Annotated in this window: 14 protein-coding genes (1 of these 14 only partly in view); 8 read left to right on the forward strand and 6 right to left on the reverse strand. The window is 43.6% G+C overall.

Annotation, left to right across the window (positions count from 1 at the left end; translation table 11 throughout):
• Nucleotides 1-1,275 carry the 5' portion of an IS1096 element passenger TnpR family protein gene (locus OW255_RS18985; protein ID WP_268114987.1) on the reverse strand. Its footprint begins 291 nt before the window's first position, so 1,275 of the gene's 1,566 nt are visible here — the first part of the coding sequence; its start codon is at nucleotides 1,273-1,275; its stop codon lies off the left edge, out of view.
• A 388-nt stretch (nucleotides 1,276-1,663) separates the two neighbouring features.
• On the opposite strand from OW255_RS18985, the gene OW255_RS18990 reads away from it, so the two are divergent.
• The 5 genes from OW255_RS18990 to phoU all read left to right on the forward strand — a co-directional run bounded on the left by OW255_RS18990 (nucleotide 1,664) and on the right by phoU (nucleotide 5,961).
• Entirely contained in the window at nucleotides 1,664-2,587 is a 924-nt protein-coding gene (locus tag OW255_RS18990) for a phosphate ABC transporter substrate-binding protein (RefSeq protein ID WP_024838221.1), read from the forward strand.
• A gap of 78 nt (nucleotides 2,588-2,665) precedes the next feature.
• Nucleotides 2,666-3,601, forward strand: coding sequence for a phosphate ABC transporter permease subunit PstC (pstC, locus tag OW255_RS18995; protein WP_024838220.1), 936 nt, complete (start codon nucleotides 2,666-2,668; stop codon nucleotides 3,599-3,601).
• Nucleotides 3,594-4,496 (forward strand): phosphate ABC transporter permease PstA, encoded by a 903-nt coding sequence (gene pstA, locus OW255_RS19000; RefSeq protein WP_268114988.1) that lies wholly within the window; start codon nucleotides 3,594-3,596, stop codon nucleotides 4,494-4,496. Before pstC ends, pstA begins: the two co-directional genes overlap by 8 nt.
• Before the next feature lie 2 nt (nucleotides 4,497-4,498).
• The gene (gene pstB / locus OW255_RS19005; protein ID WP_024838218.1) at nucleotides 4,499-5,263 is read left to right on the forward strand and encodes a phosphate ABC transporter ATP-binding protein PstB; all 765 of its coding nucleotides are present in this window, start codon (nucleotides 4,499-4,501) and stop codon (nucleotides 5,261-5,263) included.
• A gap of 35 nt (nucleotides 5,264-5,298) precedes the next feature.
• Entirely contained in the window at nucleotides 5,299-5,961 is a 663-nt protein-coding gene (gene phoU / locus OW255_RS19010) for a phosphate signaling complex protein PhoU (RefSeq protein WP_024838217.1), read from the forward strand.
• 268 nt (nucleotides 5,962-6,229) lie between these two features.
• On the opposite strand, the gene nagA is transcribed toward phoU, so the two are convergent.
• The 5 genes from nagA to OW255_RS19035 all read right to left on the reverse strand — a co-directional run bounded on the left by nagA (nucleotide 6,230) and on the right by OW255_RS19035 (nucleotide 12,982).
• Nucleotides 6,230-7,369: an N-acetylglucosamine-6-phosphate deacetylase gene (gene nagA / locus OW255_RS19015; RefSeq protein WP_268114989.1), complete on the reverse strand. Its 1,140-nt coding sequence runs from the start codon at nucleotides 7,367-7,369 to the stop codon at nucleotides 6,230-6,232.
• Between the two features lie 117 nt (nucleotides 7,370-7,486).
• Entirely contained in the window at nucleotides 7,487-9,748 is a 2,262-nt protein-coding gene (locus OW255_RS19020; protein ID WP_024838215.1) for a sensor histidine kinase, read from the reverse strand.
• Complete coding sequence (locus OW255_RS19025; protein WP_024838214.1) at nucleotides 9,720-10,433, reverse strand: response regulator transcription factor; 714 nt, start codon at nucleotides 10,431-10,433, stop codon at nucleotides 9,720-9,722. The genes OW255_RS19020 and OW255_RS19025 overlap by 29 nt, the downstream gene beginning before the upstream one ends.
• A gap of 247 nt (nucleotides 10,434-10,680) precedes the next feature.
• Entirely contained in the window at nucleotides 10,681-11,625 is a 945-nt protein-coding gene (locus tag OW255_RS19030) for a 3'-5' exoribonuclease YhaM family protein (RefSeq protein WP_268114991.1), read from the reverse strand.
• A gap of 46 nt (nucleotides 11,626-11,671) precedes the next feature.
• Nucleotides 11,672-12,982, reverse strand: coding sequence for a S1C family serine protease (locus OW255_RS19035; protein ID WP_268114993.1), 1,311 nt, complete (start codon nucleotides 12,980-12,982; stop codon nucleotides 11,672-11,674).
• 204 nt (nucleotides 12,983-13,186) lie between these two features.
• On the opposite strand from OW255_RS19035, the gene OW255_RS19040 reads away from it, so the two are divergent.
• From OW255_RS19040 to OW255_RS19050, 3 genes are read left to right on the forward strand one after another with little or no spacing between them, the layout of a single operon-like run.
• Entirely contained in the window at nucleotides 13,187-15,580 is a 2,394-nt protein-coding gene (locus OW255_RS19040; protein ID WP_268114994.1) for an endonuclease MutS2, read from the forward strand.
• Nucleotides 15,581-15,600: 20 nt separating this feature from the next.
• Nucleotides 15,601-16,311, forward strand: coding sequence for a response regulator transcription factor (locus OW255_RS19045; RefSeq protein ID WP_024838210.1), 711 nt, complete (start codon nucleotides 15,601-15,603; stop codon nucleotides 16,309-16,311).
• A complete protein-coding gene (locus OW255_RS19050) occupies nucleotides 16,312-17,718 on the forward strand; it encodes a sensor histidine kinase (RefSeq protein WP_268114995.1) in 1,407 nt (468 codons plus the stop codon).
• The last annotated feature ends 63 nt before the right edge of the window (nucleotides 17,719-17,781 follow it).

Below are 17,781 nucleotides of genomic sequence, written 5' to 3' on the forward strand. Positions count from 1 at the left end.
AATCTGGCGTAGAATATATGGAAGCAAGTCCTCTGATACATTCATCTGCTCCTTTAAGAACTGGCTTAGCTGGTCTAACTCTGGTGTCATTAAGAAGCCGTCATTGTCAGCCATGAAACGGATTTCCTGCTGAGTCGGGATATAATATGGAACCTTCTTCTGCACGCCAAGAAGATCCTTGTAGCTTTTCTGCTCTGCCAGGGCCGCATCTACGAAGCAGCCATCAAGCCAAACCACAAGGCAGCGGTGTGGAAGCAGCTGTTCATATGCCTGCATCAATTCTTCCTGAGTGAGTTTTTTTGCTTCATATTTATTAAAGGTTTCCAATAATACAGATGGAGGCGTGATGGCGTAGAGAGAATTGGCAGCACAAAGATAATCTCCGATGCTTGCCAGACGGCTCCGCTCCTCCTGAAATTCAGGGGTGTTGATGGTGTTGTATGCTTCTACTACCTCTTTTGCCACTTTTAATCTGGTGTCAGACCCAGAGGTCAGGTAGCCACCGGCATAGAGGTAATCAAGCTCAGCCATATCTTCGGTCATAACCTGGGAATCATCTGCTGCCAGCTGCTCAAATAATTTCATTTCTGAGTCACGGACACAAAGGAAATACTTTCTCATGACTTCCTTATCTAAAATATAGGATATGGTCCGTTCTGTCAGCTCTTCCTTCTTTAATTTACCAAGCCCACTGATGCCATGTCTTTTGGCGATCTCTGCGATGCTGTTTTTATCATAGTAATGGAAGACCTCTTCCATATGAACTTCTTCTGATGAAGCTTCACCGCTATGGCCTAAATTTCTGTTAACGGCATCTACGTCATATTCCTTTATGCTTTGAGGGGCATTTTCAAGAAGATCGTAAAAAGCGGATAAGCCTCCGCAGTTTTCCGGAATGACATCTCCTTTGAATTTTATTACCTGGGCATAGCTTTCTTTATAATCGGAATGAACCTCTTCCACCTGAATGACATGTTCCCAGTTATCCTTGAAATCGTAGGTATATGTAAATTTAGCAGCCTGAGAAACCAGAGTATCAATGGTTTCACTCACTGGCATGGAGGTGAACTTTTTGGATTTACTTTCTCCGTAGGGGATAACCTGTATGCCCTCGGAACGGAACTCGAATTGGTACAGGTGTTCACCGCTCCAGGAAAATGCAGTCTGAATCACCTGATGTAGTCCTTCAAACGTAATCCCCTCCGGTACCAGAATCCTTCTCCATATCGGTGGCTTACTGCCTTTGATCGTGATTTTCAGTTGATATGCTCCCATGAAACGTCCTCCTGTCTCGTATCTTTCGTATCCGTTTTAAGGTAACGGATCTATTATGAAGTTTCTCTGTATAATAAAGCGCACGTTCCAATTTACCACACTTTATCCATTTCTGTCCAGTCTATTCCACATATTTTAACAGCGTAACTACAGGATTTTTTATGAAATGCTTCATTTTAGAAAGAAAGACTCCTTCTTTATAGAAGAAAAGGAATTGTAACGGTTAAAATGACAAATACTCCTTTATATAGAAGCAACTCAAATATACCTTCTTTACACAACCTTTACAATACTTATACAAAAACATGATATCAGGATGTTCGGCTGACTGTTATACTCCAACATGTAAGCGAAAGCAATTTATCTTAGAAAAGAGGAGATAGTGATTATGAAAAAAAATATGATGAAGACATTGGCAATTACAGGATTAACAATCCTTGCTATGGGTGCTTTGGCTGGATGTGGAAGCCAGAATGCAGAAACAAAAGCTGCTGATACAACCACCACCGCTGCCGCTGCAAATGATACAACTGCTGCCGGGTCTACAGCTGGTACAGAGGCTGCAAAAGGCGATTTAAAAGGCTCTATCAGCATGGTTGGTTCTACTTCTATGGAAAAATTTGCGACAGCTTTAGGTGAGGTCTTCATGGAGAAATATCCAAGCGTTACTGTTCAGACTGAATTCGTTGGTTCTGGTGCAGGCATTGAGGCAGTTGGAAATGGTTCTGCAGATATCGGTAATTCCTCCCGTAACTTAAAGGACGAAGAAAAAGCAAAGGGCATCAATGAAAATATTGTTGCTATTGATGGAATCGCAGTTGTTACTGATTCTAAGAATGCTGCTGAGAACCTGACGAAAGATCAGTTAATTAATATATATAACGGAACAACGAACAACTGGAAGGATTTAGGCGGCGCAGATCAGCCAATCGTAGTCATTGGACGAGAGTCTGGATCCGGTACCAGAACTGCTTTTGAAGAGCTGTTAAAGTTAGAGAACAAGTGTAAATACAGCAACGAGCTTGACAGCACCGGCGCTGTTATGGCTAAGGTTGCATCTACTCCTGGTGCTATCGGTTATGTATCTCTTGATGTTCTTGATGATACCGTTAAAACCTTAAAGCTGGAAAACACAGATCCAACCCCTGAAAATATCAAAGCTGGCTCTTACTTCTTAAGCCGTCCATTCGTTATGGCTACTAAGGGTGAGATTTCTGCTCAGAATGAAAATGTAAAGGCTTTGTTTGACTTCATTTACTCTGATGAAGGAAAAGAATTAGTGAAATCTGTTGGTTTAATCCCTGCAAATTAATGGACTGACAGAATCATTTTTCGGGGACGCAGCTGCTTAACTACGTTGCGTCCCTGTTTTTTGAAAGGAGCTGCTTATATGCAACCAAAGACATATTCCATATTCGGTGGCCATGGAAGTAAATCAGGAATCGAACGCGCTGCAGAGATTATCTTTACAATCTGCGGCTTCTTTGCTGTTCTGGCTGTGGCCTCAATCTCTTTATACATGCTCATAAGCGGTACTCCGGCACTTTTTAAGGTTGGTATTCTTGATATTCTTTTTGGAACCACCTGGATGCCGGATGCCGCTACTCCTGGTTTTGGTATTCTTTATGTTATTTTGACTTCTATCGTAGGAACTGCCCTGGCTATTTTAATCGGTGTTCCCATTGGTGTAATGACTGCTGTTTTCCTGGCTGAGGTAGCCCCTCCAGGGCTTACAAGGCTGGTACGCCCGGCGGTTGAGCTTTTAGCTGGTATTCCTTCTGTTATTTACGGGCTTCTTGGTATTTTGGTTTTGAATCCGCTGATGTATAAGCTGGAGCTTAAGATTTTTGCAGGGTCCACGACCCATCAGTTTACTGGCGGTGCCAACTTAATTTCCGCTGTTTTGGTTTTGGCTCTTATGATTCTTCCTACTGTGATCAACATCAGTGAAACGGCTCTTCGGTCTGTTCCACAGCATCTAAGAAGCGCTTCCCTGGCCCTTGGGGGTACACAGATCCAGACCATTTTCCATGTAGTCATTCCGGCTGCGAAATCCGGTATCATCACGGCTGTCGTTCTTGGAACTGGCCGTGCCATTGGAGAAGCCATGGCAATCAGTCTGGTATCCGGAAGCTCTGTAAATATTCCGCTTCCATTTAATTCGGTTCGGTTCCTGACAACCGCTATTGTTTCTGAAATGTCATATTCTTCTGGCCTTCACAAACAGGTTCTCTTTACCATTGGACTTGTATTGTTTGCATTTATTATGATTATCAATGTATCCCTTAACAGCATACTAAAGAAAGGAGGCGCACAGCATGATTAATCAAGTGGTACTGCCTGCTCCGCATGGAGCTTCTGCTTCTGGCAGCATTTATAATAAGAAGAGCCGTATTTCTGATACTATTTTACTGGTACTTATTTATCTTTGCGCTTCTATTTCTATCCTTGTACTGATTGGTATTATGGGATACGTATTTGTACGGGGCATTCCGGCCATCAGCCTTTCATTTTTAACAACCGTTCCCAGTACGATTAAAGGAACCTTTGGAATTGTTGGAAATATTGTAAATACTCTTTATATTGTGGTGATTACCCTGCTCATTGCTACTCCTCTTGGGGTCGGGGCTGCAATCTATTTGAATGAATATGCAAAAGGTGGTAAAATAATCCGTATCATAGAATTTACCACGGAGACCTTATCCGGTATTCCTTCTATTATCTTTGGTTTGTTTGGATATGTGTTTTTTGGTATTACTCTTGGACTTGGATACTCTATTTTAACGGGTGCACTGACTTTGGCCATTATGGTTCTTCCCCTGATTACCCGAACCACTCAGGAGGCCTTAAAGACCGTTCCCGCCAGCTATCGTTCTGGTGCTCTTGGTATTGGCGCGACTAAATGGTATATGATCCGCACCATTCTCCTCCCCAGTGCCATGCCTGGTATTTTAACCGGCATTATTCTGGCTATTGGACGTATTGTAGGAGAATCGGCCGCACTTTTATTTACAGCTGGAAGCGGATACCTTCTTCCCAAGGACTTTTTCGGAAAAATCTTTGAATCCGGCGGTACCTTAACCATACAGCTTTACTTATGCATGCAAAAGGCAAAATACTCGGAAGCCTTCGGAATCGCAGTGGTTCTTTTAGTCATTGTTCTGGCTATTAACGGACTTGCAAAATTCCTTTCCCATAAATTCAACACGGAGGTCAAATAATCGTGAATACTAACACCGTTAAAATATCTTCCAGCAACCTAAACTTATATTATGGCACCAACCATGCCTTAAAGGATGTTAATCTGGAGCTGTATACCAATAAAATTACTGCATTTATCGGTCCTTCCGGATGCGGTAAGTCAACCTACTTAAAAACTTTAAACCGAATGAACGACCTGGTTCCCAATGTAAAAATAGAAGGAGAAGTCCTTCTTGATGGAGAGAATATCTACGATCAAAGGGTAGACACTACCCTGCTTCGTAAAAAAATCGGTATGGTATTCCAGCAGCCCAATCCATTTCCCATGAGCATCTATGACAATGTGGCTTATGGCCCAAGGATTCACGGAATTAAGCATAAAGCAGAGTTAGATGCCATCGTAGAAAAGAGCTTAAAGGGAGCCGCCCTTTGGGATGAGGTATCAAGCCGTCTGAAAAAATCAGCCCTCGGCCTTTCCGGCGGACAGCAGCAGCGTCTTTGCATTGCCAGAGCCCTGGCCGTGGAACCGGAGGTACTTCTAATGGATGAGCCGACTTCCGCTTTGGATCCTATCTCCACCTTAAAAATTGAGGACTTAATGGATGAACTGAAAGAAAAATACACCGTAGCCATCGTAACCCACAACATGCAACAGGCAACCAGAATCGCCGATCACACTGCCTTTTTCCTTGTAGGGGAAGTTGTGGAATATGCTCCTACTACAGAGTTGTTTACAGTACCTAAGGATAAGAGAACGGAAGATTATATTACCGGTCGTTTTGGCTGATGGATATGATAGCAGAACAATAAAGGAGAATCGTAATGACAACCAGAGTGAATTATGAGAATGAACTAAACCTTTTAAATGAAGATATTAAAGAAATGGGACGTATGGTGGAGCATTCCATTGAACAGTGCTTTATTGCTTTCGAGGATCAGGATTTTGAGAAAGCAGAGGACATTATTAAGGGCGACAGAACCATCAACGATATGGAGCGTTCCATTGAAGCCCGCTGTCTCTCCTTAATTCTCCGTCAGCAACCAGTAGCTGGTGACTTAAGAGTGGTATCCAGTGCCCTTAAGGTGGTCACAGACCTGGAGCGTATCGGCGACCATGCATCGGATATTGCAGAACTGATTCTTCGGATTAAGGGAGAGCACGTATATCATGTCGTACGTCACATTCCGGCAATGGCAACTGCTGCCAGAGAAATGGTTCGTTGCTCGATTGAAGCTTTTATCACACAGAATATCGAGACAGCGAAACAGATCGAGCAGCAGGATGATGTAGTGGATGAATTATTCGATAAGGTAAAGACAGATGTGGTAGATTTGCTAAAGCAGTCTACAGAGCATATTGACCAGTGTATCGATCTTCTCATGGTGGCTAAATATTTAGAGCGTATTGGGGATCATGCGGTAAATGTATGCGAATGGACAGAATTCGCAAAAACCGGGGCTTTGAAGAATGTACGGATCTTGTAAAGCTACGAGCAGTGCGCCCTGAAAAGCGAAAATGCAGATAAGAATGCTGGCATTCTTATCTGCATTTTTGTATTTCAAGGCATACGGCGACAGCCGTCAAGCGAGAAGGAGCGAAGCGGATTCGAGCTTGGCACTGCGGACTAGCTCCCGAAACATCCTCTTTTAATCTTTTATCATTTATTCCTTCCAATCCCACCCAAACTATGGACAAAGAACCATAAAAACTGGGCAACCGACGCTCCCTCGCACCAGCTGCCCAGCCTGCCTATCATAACATAGCGATCCCACGACAATAAGTCTGAACCACATCATAAGAATCCGAAAGCACCACCAGATCCGCATCATACCCTGCTGCCACCCGTCCCTTCCTGTCATCAACCCTTAAACACCTTGCCGGATTTAACGTACAGGAATTCAGCGCAGTATCAAACGGAACCATAGCTTCCTCCACCAAAATCTGAAGCCCCCGATTCATATTCAGGGTACTCCCAGCAATGGTCTGAGTCCCCTTTAAGTACGCCAACCCATTATCCCGAATCTCAACATCGTGTCCTCCCAGCTTGTAGGATCCTCCCGGCGGACAATGCTTTGCCCGAAGAGAATCGCTGACCATAATGCCATACTCTCTTCCCTTGGCTGTAAAGAAGTTATTAAGCGCTGCCACATGAGAATGGCACCCGTCACAAATAATCTCTCCATAAATATCCCTGACCCGAAACGCCGTTCCCACCAGCCCGGGATTCCTATGATGATAAGGAGTCATCCCATTATAAACATGAGTCATAGATATCGCTCCGTTAGCAATTCCCATCAAAGCCTGCTCATAGGAAGCAGAGGAATGTCCCATACTAACCACCACCCCGTTCCTGCATAAATACCTGGTCAGTTCAAACCCTGCATCATGCTCCGGAGCAAGAGTAATATATCGAATCAGTCCCCTGGCTGCCTCCTGGTATCCCTGAAATTCTGCTATAGTTGCTTTGGCAATAGCCTCAGGAGGCTGAGCCCCCTTGTATTTCATATCAAGATATGGTCCCTCAAAGTGAATTCCAAGAATCTCAGCCCCATCATACTCACCTTCCGCCACATCCGCAACACTGGAGACAGCCTTTAAAAGCACTTCAGGAACCTGGGTTACTGTAGTCGGCAAGATGGAAGTAACCCCTTCTTCCGGAATCCGCTTCATCCACTCACGAAGCCCATCCGGCTCTCCATCATTGGTATCATAGCCGTATGCACCATGAGTATGAATGTCAATGAATCCCGGGACGATCCTGTCTCTTCCATAATCAGCGTCAACCGTCATTTTCCCATACTCATAAACTGCTTCTATTTTCTTATCTTCCACCTGTAACTGTGCGGGAATAAACTGTCCCCCGATCCAAATACGTTTGCTTTGTATGATCATAATTCTTATCCTCCCTTCACACGGTACTCTCTTTTCTTTAGTATACCAGTTCTGTCAGGGTTTTCAAGAATTTATGAAAATATTTTCTTTTTTCTTTATGCTTTTAAAAATTATATCCTAATCCACTGGCCAGCGTATGCTGACACGGAATAAATCTGCCTCGATTTCTACAAAAAGCTTTCCGTTTTGAAGCTCTACAAAGCTTTTGGCAATGGCCATTCCAAGGCCTGAGCCTTCCGTATTCCTGGACTGGTCTCCTCTTGCAAACCGCTCTGTGATTTCGTTTGGATTAAAGGTCAGCTCAGCGGCAGAAACATTTTTAAGGCTGATTACCACAAATCCGTCTTCCTTTTTCATATCAATATAGGCTCTGGTATTTGGCATGGCGTATTTTATGATATTGGTCAGAAGGTTGTCAAAGATGCGGTAGGTTTTCTGACCATCTAAGGGAAGAACAATTTTTTCATCCGGCAGATTCCAGCGAAAATCAATGGTGGATTCTTCAATTTTATCGCTTAACTCCAGGCTTACTTCCTTTAAGAGGCTGACTATATCTACCTCTTCCAAATTCAGGGTCACATTATTGCTGTTGGCTTTGCTAATCTCGAAAAGGTCTTCAATCAGGGACTTCAAACGCATGGACTTCTGTTCCAGTATATCAATATAAGCCTTACGCTGTTCCGGCGTCACTCTTTCATCCTTTAAGAGATTTACATAGGTGATGATGGCAGTCAGTGGTGTCTTTAAGTCGTGAGACATGTTGCTGATCAAGTCCGTTTTCAGCTTCTGGCTTTTCACTTCCTCATCAACTGCTACTTTAAACCCGCTTTGTATTTTTTGAATCTCCTTTTTAAATGGTTCGAACACACTTAGATCCTCCTCTATGGACACCTCTAAGTTTCCTTCCGCAATCTGGTTGGTGGCTTTTAAAAGCACTCGGTATTTCCCACTTAGGTCTCTGTAATACTTCCTCATAATAAAGAATAAAAGAATGGAATAAAAGAATAGTGCTCCAATTCCAAAAAACCACAGGCTGCAGAGAATGGCAAGGATAAGAAAGTTAACTCCAACAATACGAAATATGGTTTTGTCTGACTGTTCTTTTAAATTAATATCTCCTACATAATGGTAGACTTTAATGCATATCATCTTTAACCAGCCACAGAACCACCCGATTAAGGTACGTTCTCTAAGATAACGTTTGATACCAATACTAAGTACATCCCGCAGGCACAGAACTGCCCAATAGACGACTGCAAAAGGCAGTGACCACCAAAGAAGGTTCCATAGCTTTACCATGATCCCTGCCACACCGGGAAGAAAATTGGCCCTCAGAAGGGTTTCAAATAAATCTCCCTGATTGGTAACAATGACAAGATTGGTAAGGCCGGCACCAAAAGCAACTCCGCCACAGCCCACACCTGTTACGATTTCAAATGGAGTTCTGAAAATCCGGCTGCTGTCTGGCAATGTCACATCCAGAAAAGAGAACAGGAATGCAAGAACGGTAACGGCACAGATGAGTCCTACAAATATTTTCAGAATGCTGTCGGAATCGTCGTAAGTGTTAGAAAAACCAGCGGCTGTATCCTTAAAAGCAGTAATCTGATCTGCTGTCATTCCATAGGTGATGGTTATATTTTTAGGATTCTGAAGCCTTAGATCCGGTTCATATAAAAACTGCTCCCAATAATCCTCCATCATAGGGTCCTTATCCCCAAAATCCTGCAAAAGTGTAAGAAGCCTGGCTGTATTGTCTCCGTGAATGGAGACTACTTCCATTCTGCCCATGCCGTCGTACTTAAGTACGGTCTGGAACTCATATTTATCATTCCCCAGTATGGTCTTTCCACCGGAGTGGTCGGATATCACCTGCCCATTTTCATTGAGAATCTGGTAATCCAGAGAGTTTCTTATGCTGTCAAAGCAGTTTTTCCAGTTATTGTAGCTGCGCATGGTCTTCTGGCGAAGATGGGATAAATATTCAGAACGGGTTCCGCTATTACTCTCACTTAAATCCACCGTAATTTCATTCTCGATCGCCCCCTCCTGGACATCCGCATCCGCCTGATTCGTCTCCGCTGCGGCCACGGTTTCCTCTGTCTGGTTTTTCATCTCCTCTGCTGCTTTGGGAAAGAAAAACTGAAAGGGGGATATGATGTCGCCTTGATTATTACGGACCTGTTCCATGGAAAGAACATAATTTCCATATACAAGATATTTTAAAAATGTCTGCTGCTGGTATACCGGCTCCTCGTATCTGGCGGACTCATTCTTAAAAAAGGGATAGAGTCCTACCATGACAGCGGCAGCGGATACAATTACAACAATTGCAAGAAGTATGCTGATCTTATGCCTGTTTTTCAATTTTGTATCCAACTCCCCACACCACCTTTAGATATTTTGGTTCCTTAGGATCTATCTCAATCTTTTCCCGGATTTTTCTTACATGCACCATAATGGTATCTGTATTAATGGCACGTTCGTTCCAGACTCTTTCGTATATCTCTTCTGCCGAAAAAACTCTTCCGGGATTTTTCATAAGAAGAGCTAGAATCTTAAATTCAATGGGAGTTAACTTTACCGGCTTCTCATCTACGAACACCTCCACCGTGTCCTCGTTAAGCTCCAGTCCTCCGATGACATAGACATTGCTCCGTTCCTTCTCTTCCTTTGCTTCCAGCATATCCATATACTTTTTGTACCGTCTTAACTGGGAATTGACCCTGGCTAACAGCTCCATTGGGGTAAATGGCTTGGATACGTAATCATCCGCACCGATATTAAGCCCCATGATCTTATCCACTTCTTCTGATTTAGCTGATAAAATGATGACAGGAAAATCGTATTTTTCTCTCAGCTTTACGGTCATGGTGATTCCATCCATTCTGGGCATCATTACATCCACGATTGCCAGGTGAATCTCTTCCCTATCAAGAATCTTAAGCCCTTCTAACCCATCTGCCGCCTGGAACACCTCATATCCCTGGCTTCTTAAGTATATTTCCACTCCTTCTCGGATTTCTTTATCATCTTCCACTAATAAAATGTGATTTGCTTCCATGCTTTCTTTCCTCCTTGACCTATTCTGATATTATGGCACCTGCAAAAGCTGCATTGCCCTACCTGCATTTTTTGGCAAAATGTTCAATGACCCACGATCTTAATATTATTAGGATAAAGAACCATTCTTAAAATGATTGACAGAGAAACCGAAAGAAATTCTAAAAATATTTTTCCGGAATCGAAAAACAGAGGATGAAATATTTTCAACCCTCTGCTTTCCTAACGCCATATGGTAAAAACGGCGCTTATTCTGTCGTCTTTCTGATATTTGTGTCCATGAGACGGTTAAAACCAAGCCAGCCACTGTTATCTCCTGCCCCTCTTAACACTTCGATCATGCTTTCCATCTTTGCATCCGTATTATCTGCAAAATTAAGAGCAAGCGCTTCTATAATCGCCGGTTTTTTCGGCGAGCCGTATTCCAGTTCCCCATGGTGGGCCAAAATGCAGTGCTTAAGCTCAGTTGCAGTCTTTTCCGGGAATCCAGGAATGGTTTTCATTCTCTCACTGATCATCTCGGTTCCGATGATGATGTGGCCTAAAAGCTGTCCGTCGTCGGTATAATCATTTTCCGGAAATGCAGAGAGTTCCTTTGTCTTGCCCACATCGTGGAACATGGCTGCAGTTAAAAGCAGATCCCGGTTGATAAGAGGATAATATCCTGCATAGTAGTCACACAGCTTTACTACGCTTAAGGTATGCTCTAACAGTCCTCCTACAAACCCATGATGAACACTTTTCGCTGCGGAATGGAATTGAAATGCCTTGGCAAATGCAGCATCCTCTACAAAAAAGCTTTCTAACAGCTTCTTTAAGTAAGGATTCTTTAAGGATCTGATAAAGCCAAGGAGCTCTTCATACATGAGTCCAATGTCTTTCGTGGAAACAGGCAGATAATCCCCAGGCACATATTCTCCTTCTTCTGCTTTGCGGGCACGTTTGATGTTAAGCTGATTGGAATTCTGGAATACGGTAACATCTGCATCAATGAAAACGTAATCCATGGATTCAAAATTGCCGATTCCAGGAGAATTCAAATCCCATATCTTGGCATCAATCGTGCCTGTCTTATCCTGAAGGATCACATTGCCGTACTCTTTTCCTGATTTTGTCAGGCAAACCTGTCTGTTTTTACATAAATACACATCTGAAACATGCATCCCTTCACGGAATGATTCTATATATCTCATTTATTTCCTCCACATTTGACTCGGGTAACAAGGAGAGCCAGGAAGATCACCTGGCTCCGATGGTTACCTGAAATTGTATCTTTTTATATTCTTCCCTTCCGCTTCGGGAAACCGTGACAGGTATGACCTGTCCGGGGGTGGATTTTTCCAGTAGAATCTGAAAATCCTTCATGGTGACAATGGTATCTCCTCCCATGGAGGTAATGATGTCACCGCACTGGATTCCGGCGTTATAGGCTGGACTGTCCCCATTGACCTCAACTACATAAACTCCCAGCGGCATTCCGCTGCTGTTCATGGCGGCACTGACTTCCTGGCCTTTGATTCCAAAGTATGGATATGCCTCTCCGTTGCTGATCTTTTCCAAAATATTCTTGTAATCGGAAATGGCCATAGCAGCCGTCATATTTGTATTTCCTTCATTCTTATATTCATCCGTTGTCCAGCCGATGATCTGGCCCGACGTATTCATAAGAAAGGTTCCTGTTCCTGCATTCCCCTTTACATCCGTATAAAGGACACGGGTCATACCATCTGTAACCTGAACATTCTTTGTAATATAGGAAATAAATCCGTACCCCGAGGAATGAACCATGCCTGCGGGACCGCCAATGGCAATGACTAAATCTCCCTGCTTCACAGAATAGGAATTTCCAAGCTCAAGAGCTTTGATTTCTTCTAAGAGCGCCCTTCCAAGGCCCTCCGTGGACACGCTGACAATTGCCATTCCGGAAAGCTTATCTCTTTGCTTAATGGTACCCTGTACCTCAGTTCCGTCTGTAAATGCCACACGAATGGCATCTGCATCCTCAACCGCACCTTCCGGTGTAAGCACTAGAAGCTCCTGGTTGGCAAAGGCTGTGATCACACCTGCATAGAGGCCTGAATTCTCCACCGGATTGTTAAACCAGTCTTTCTGAGTTTTAACAGAATGAACCGTAACAATACCTTTGTCCGCCTTTTGAACCAATGTTTTCATGTTTCCATAAAGCGTGTTTAAATCTTCCATAGAAAACGGATACTTCTCCATGGCAGATTTTAAGATATCCTCGATGGGTTCTGTCTGGACCTCCGTAGAGGCTGCTAAAGCCTCTGAAGACGCTGCCTCAGGGTCATCCTTGGGTATGGTTACCGGAGTACCTTCCGTGGTGGCTTCTCTTACGAACCACCTTTCAGCAACTGGTCTTGATATGACAAATGTAACCGCCGCAACAAATCCGAAAACAACTGCAGTCGCCAAAAAACCCAGAGACCTTTTTAAAATATCTTCCTTTGACATAGGCTGCTTGACTATTTTTTCGTTAATAAACCGACGGGGCTCCGTCTTTCTATCATCTGGCCCGTTATGATCCGGCATACTTACCCTCCTTTGCAGAAGACCTACCTACTATTATAAGGTTCTTCCTGTCTTAATGCAAGAAAAACCTGTGAAACCCGAAAAACAGGGGCTTTAAGGCCATGAAAAACATCCTGAGGATTGCAGTTTTTATCTCACGTATGCTATACTGTAAACGGTACAAAGGTCAACATTTGGAAAGAAAGTTATGAAAAAGGTAAATATATGAATCAGAAAGCATTAAAAACGTTAGAATACCATAAAATCATTGGAACTCTTATAGAATATGCAACCTCTGACGCAGGAAAAGAGCTGTGCAAACACCTGGTTCCATCTACTGATTACCAGGAAATCGTACAGGCCCAGACAGAAACCACAGATGCGGTTTCAAGAGTTCGTCAGAAGGGGAATATTTCATTTAACGGAGTGAAAGATATCCGCCCTTCCATCAAGCGCCTGGAGGTGGGAAGTTCCCTTGGCATCATTGAAATACTTGCCATTAGTTCCCTGTTAACCATATCTGCTCGTGCAAAGGCTTATGGGCGCCATGAAGACTCAGAGCTTCCTGAGGATTCTCTGGAGGAATTCTTCCGGTTGTTAGAGCCATTAACTCCAGTGAATACAGAAATCAAACGCTGCATTATCTCAGAGGAGGAAGTCAGTGACGACGCTAGTCCGGGACTTCACAAGGTTAGACGGCAGATGCGGTCTATCAACGATAAAATTCATACCCAGTTAAATTCTATATTAAATTCCAACCGTTCTTATCTTCAGGATGCAGTAATTACCATGAGAGACGGCCGTTACTGTCTGCCTGTTAAATCAGAACACAAGTCCCAGGTTTCCGGTATGGTCCACGACCAGTCTTCCACTGGTTCCACCCTCTTTATCGAGCCTATGGCAATCGTAAAGCTTAATAACGAGCTTCGCACCCTGGAAATTCAGGAACAGAAGGAAATCGAGATGATCCTGGCTGATTTAAGCAATCAGCTTATGCCTTATTTAGAAGAGCTTGAGACCGATTATATCACCCTGGCTAAGCTTGATTTTATCTTTGCAAAGGCGGCTCTGTCTAAGCATTACAAGGGAAGCGAGCCTGTGTTTAATACGAAGGGACTCATTCATATTAAAGATGGACGCCATCCTCTTCTTGATCCTCAAAAGGTAGTTCCTATCACCATCCATCTGGGCCGTGATTTTGACTTGTTAATCGTAACAGGTCCTAATACTGGTGGTAAGACCGTTTCCATTAAGACGGTGGGGCTATTCACCCTTATGGGACAATCCGGCCTTCACATTCCAGCCTTTGACGGATCAGAGCTAGCTGTGTTTGATGAGGTCTTTGCTGATATCGGCGACGAGCAGAGCATTGAACAGAGTCTGAGCACCTTTTCCTCTCATATGACGAATATTGTCCAGATTTTGGGACAGGCAGACAGCCGTTCTCTTTGTTTATTTGACGAACTTGGCGCAGGAACCGATCCTACGGAAGGTGCTGCACTTGCCATTTCCATATTGTCATTCCTTCACAACATGAAATGCCGTACCATGGCTACCACCCATTACAGCGAGCTTAAGGTATTTGCCTTAACGACTCCGGGAGTGGAAAATGCCTGCTGTGAATTTGATGTGGAAACTCTAAAGCCTACCTACCGTCTCTTAATCGGTGTTCCGGGAAAGAGTAACGCGTTTGCCATTTCCAAAAAGCTGGGACTTCCGGATTATATCATTGAAGATGCAAAGACACATCTGGAAGCAAAGGATGAAACCTTTGAGGACCTTCTGGCTCATTTGGAGGAAAACCGTATTACCATTGAAAAGGAACGAATTCAGATTGAATCTTATAAGCGGGAGGTGGAACAGCTTAAGACCAGGCTGACCCAAAAAGAGGAGCGGTTAGACGAGCAGCGGGATAAGATGATCCGTACTGCCAAGGAAGAAGCCCAGAGAATTTTACGGGATGCCAAGGATACCGCAGACCAGACCATCCGCCAGATCAACAAGCTGTCTAATGATTCTGGAATCAGCAAGGAATTAGAGGCGGAGCGGAGCCGGTTACGGGGAAAGCTTCAGGATGTGGATGCTTCTCTTACCCTTAAAAAGGAGAAAAGCCGGCAAACAAAGGGAATTGACCCGAAAAAGCTGAAGCTTGGAGAAGGAGTCAAGGTGCTTAGTATGAATTTAAATGGTACCGTCAGCTCTCTTCCTAACGCCAAAGGAGATTTATACGTTCAGATGGGTATTTTAAGATCCCTTGTGAATTTATCTGATCTTGAGCTTTTACAGGAGGACTCTGTATCTTCATCAGGAGGCAAAAACGGTACGAGACAAGGGGGAAGCGGAAGCAGCTCCACCAGAATGTCTAAATCCTTCTCCATTTCACCAGAAATTAATCTCATCGGTATGACCACGGATGAGGCCATTCCACAGCTTGACAAGTATTTAGATGATGCTTATCTGGCTCATCTGCCTCAGGTAAGAGTGGTTCACGGACGGGGAACCGGAGCGTTAAAAGCTGCAGTTCATAAGCATTTAAAAAAGCTTAAATATGTAAAGGAATTCCGTCTCGGTGCCTTTGGAGAAGGGGATTCCGGAGTAACCATTGTTTCATTCAAATAAGAGTAGAAATGGAGTCTATTATGGCAGAGAAACAGCGGATATTGATTGTAGATGATGACAGCAACATTGCAGAATTGATCTCCTTATATTTAATAAAAGAATGCTATGACACGGAAATTGTTGGGGACGGGGAGGAAGCTCTCCGTGTCTTTCCGGAATTTAAGCCAAACCTTGTTCTTCTTGACTTAATGCTGCCAGGCATGGACGGCTATCAGGTATGCCAGAGAATCCGTTCCCAGTCCCAGATTCCAATTATCATGCTCTCAGCCAAGGGTGAGGTCTTTGACAAGGTTCTTGGCCTTGAGCTGGGAGCCGATGACTATATGATCAAGCCCTTTGACTCCAAGGAGCTGGTAGCCAGGGTAAAGGCAGTTTTAAGGCGTTACCAGACCATGCCCTCTCCTTCCTCCTCCCATACGGATCAACAGGGGGATTATGTAGAGTATCCGGATTTGATTGTGAATCTTACCAATTATTCTGTTATCTATATGGGGCATTCCATTGAGATGCCTCCAAAGGAACTGGAATTGTTATACTTTTTAGCCGCCTCTCCCAATCAGGTGTTTACCAGAGAACAGCTCCTTGACCATATCTGGGGGTATGAATACATCGGGGACACCAGAACTGTTGATGTTCATATCAAGCGTCTGCGGGAAAAGATCAAGGATCATTCTGGCTGGTCGCTTTCTACGGTCTGGGGAATCGGGTATAAGTTTGAGGTGAAGCGCTAAATGAGCCATTCTCTCTATACAAAATTTATCCTGGGCTACCTTATATTTGGTCTCCTTGGATTTATTACCATCGCTACCTTTTCTTCCGAAATAACCAATCAATACTTATTAAAACGTTATTCGGAAAACTTATATGATGAAGCAAACCAGATTGCCTCCTCTTACAGCGGAATGTATCATGGAAAGGATATGAATGTCACTGCCTCCTATCCGGAGCTTGTGAAGCTGGCTGGCTATTTAAATGCCCAGATTTGGATTGTGGAACGCCAGGGTACGATTATGGCTGACAGTGAATCAAAAGGGAAAAAAGGTGAGGTCATAGAAAATTTTGACCCGGTGGCCTTTGGGAATAAGCACTATACCACGGGAAATTATTACAATGAATTTACCTACGATGTTCTTAGCGTCCATGCTCCCATTACTGGCAATTATACCACCTATGGCTATGTAGTGATTCATCTTCCTTTGTCTTATCTACAGATAGAACGGGATAATATTTTAAATATTGTCTATATCACTGCCGCCGTTGTTTTTGGTCTGTCCCTTGTGATTCTTCTTGTATTTACAAAGAACGTGTATCTGCCCCTGAAAAAAATCACGGCAGGTGCCAATGAATACGCCCAGGGAAACTTGACCTATCATATTGAAGTGAATACCAGAGATGAGATGGGCTATCTTGCCGGTACTCTTAATTACATGTCCAACGAGTTAAATAAGATGGAGGAATACCAAAAGAATTTTATTGCCAATGTCTCCCATGACTTCAGATCGCCTCTCACCTCGATTAAAGGATATTTGGAAGCAATACTTGATGGGACCATTCCACCGGAAATGCATGAGAAATATTTAAACCGGGTGATATCCGAAACGGAGCGGTTGAATAAATTGACCCAGGGAATGCTGACCCTAAACTCTCTTGACAGCAAGGGCTATCTAAACCGGACCAATTTTGACATTAACCGGATCATTAAGGACACTGCGGCTTCCTTTGAAGGGACCTGCAATGAAAAGAATATTACCTTTGATTTAACCTTTTCTGACAACATTCAGATGGTGTATGCCGACTTAGGCAAAATACAGCAGGTGCTTTATAACCTCATTGACAACGCCATTAAGTTCAGTCACCATGATTCAACCGTGCTGATTCAGGCTTCTGGAAAATATGAGAAGATATTTATCTCCATTAAAGATACGGGAATCGGCATTCCTAAGGAAAGCATAAAGAAAATCTGGGAACGTTTTTATAAAACAGACTCCTCCAGGGGAAAGGATAAGAAAGGGACGGGCTTAGGCCTTGCCATCGTCCGGGAAATCATTCAGTCTCATGGAGAGAACATTGATGTGGTCAGTACCGAAGGGGTGGGCTCGGAATTTATCTTCAGCCTTCCAAGGGCAACGAATTTATAACAACAGATTTCTCACCATTGGTTGAAGGCGGGAAACGAGAGTCTTTTGTACTATTTTTATAAT

The sequence above is a fragment of the Lacrimispora xylanolytica genome (genome assembly GCF_026723765.1).
GTDB classification, from domain to species: Bacteria; Bacillota; Clostridia; order Lachnospirales; family Lachnospiraceae; genus Lacrimispora; species Lacrimispora xylanolytica.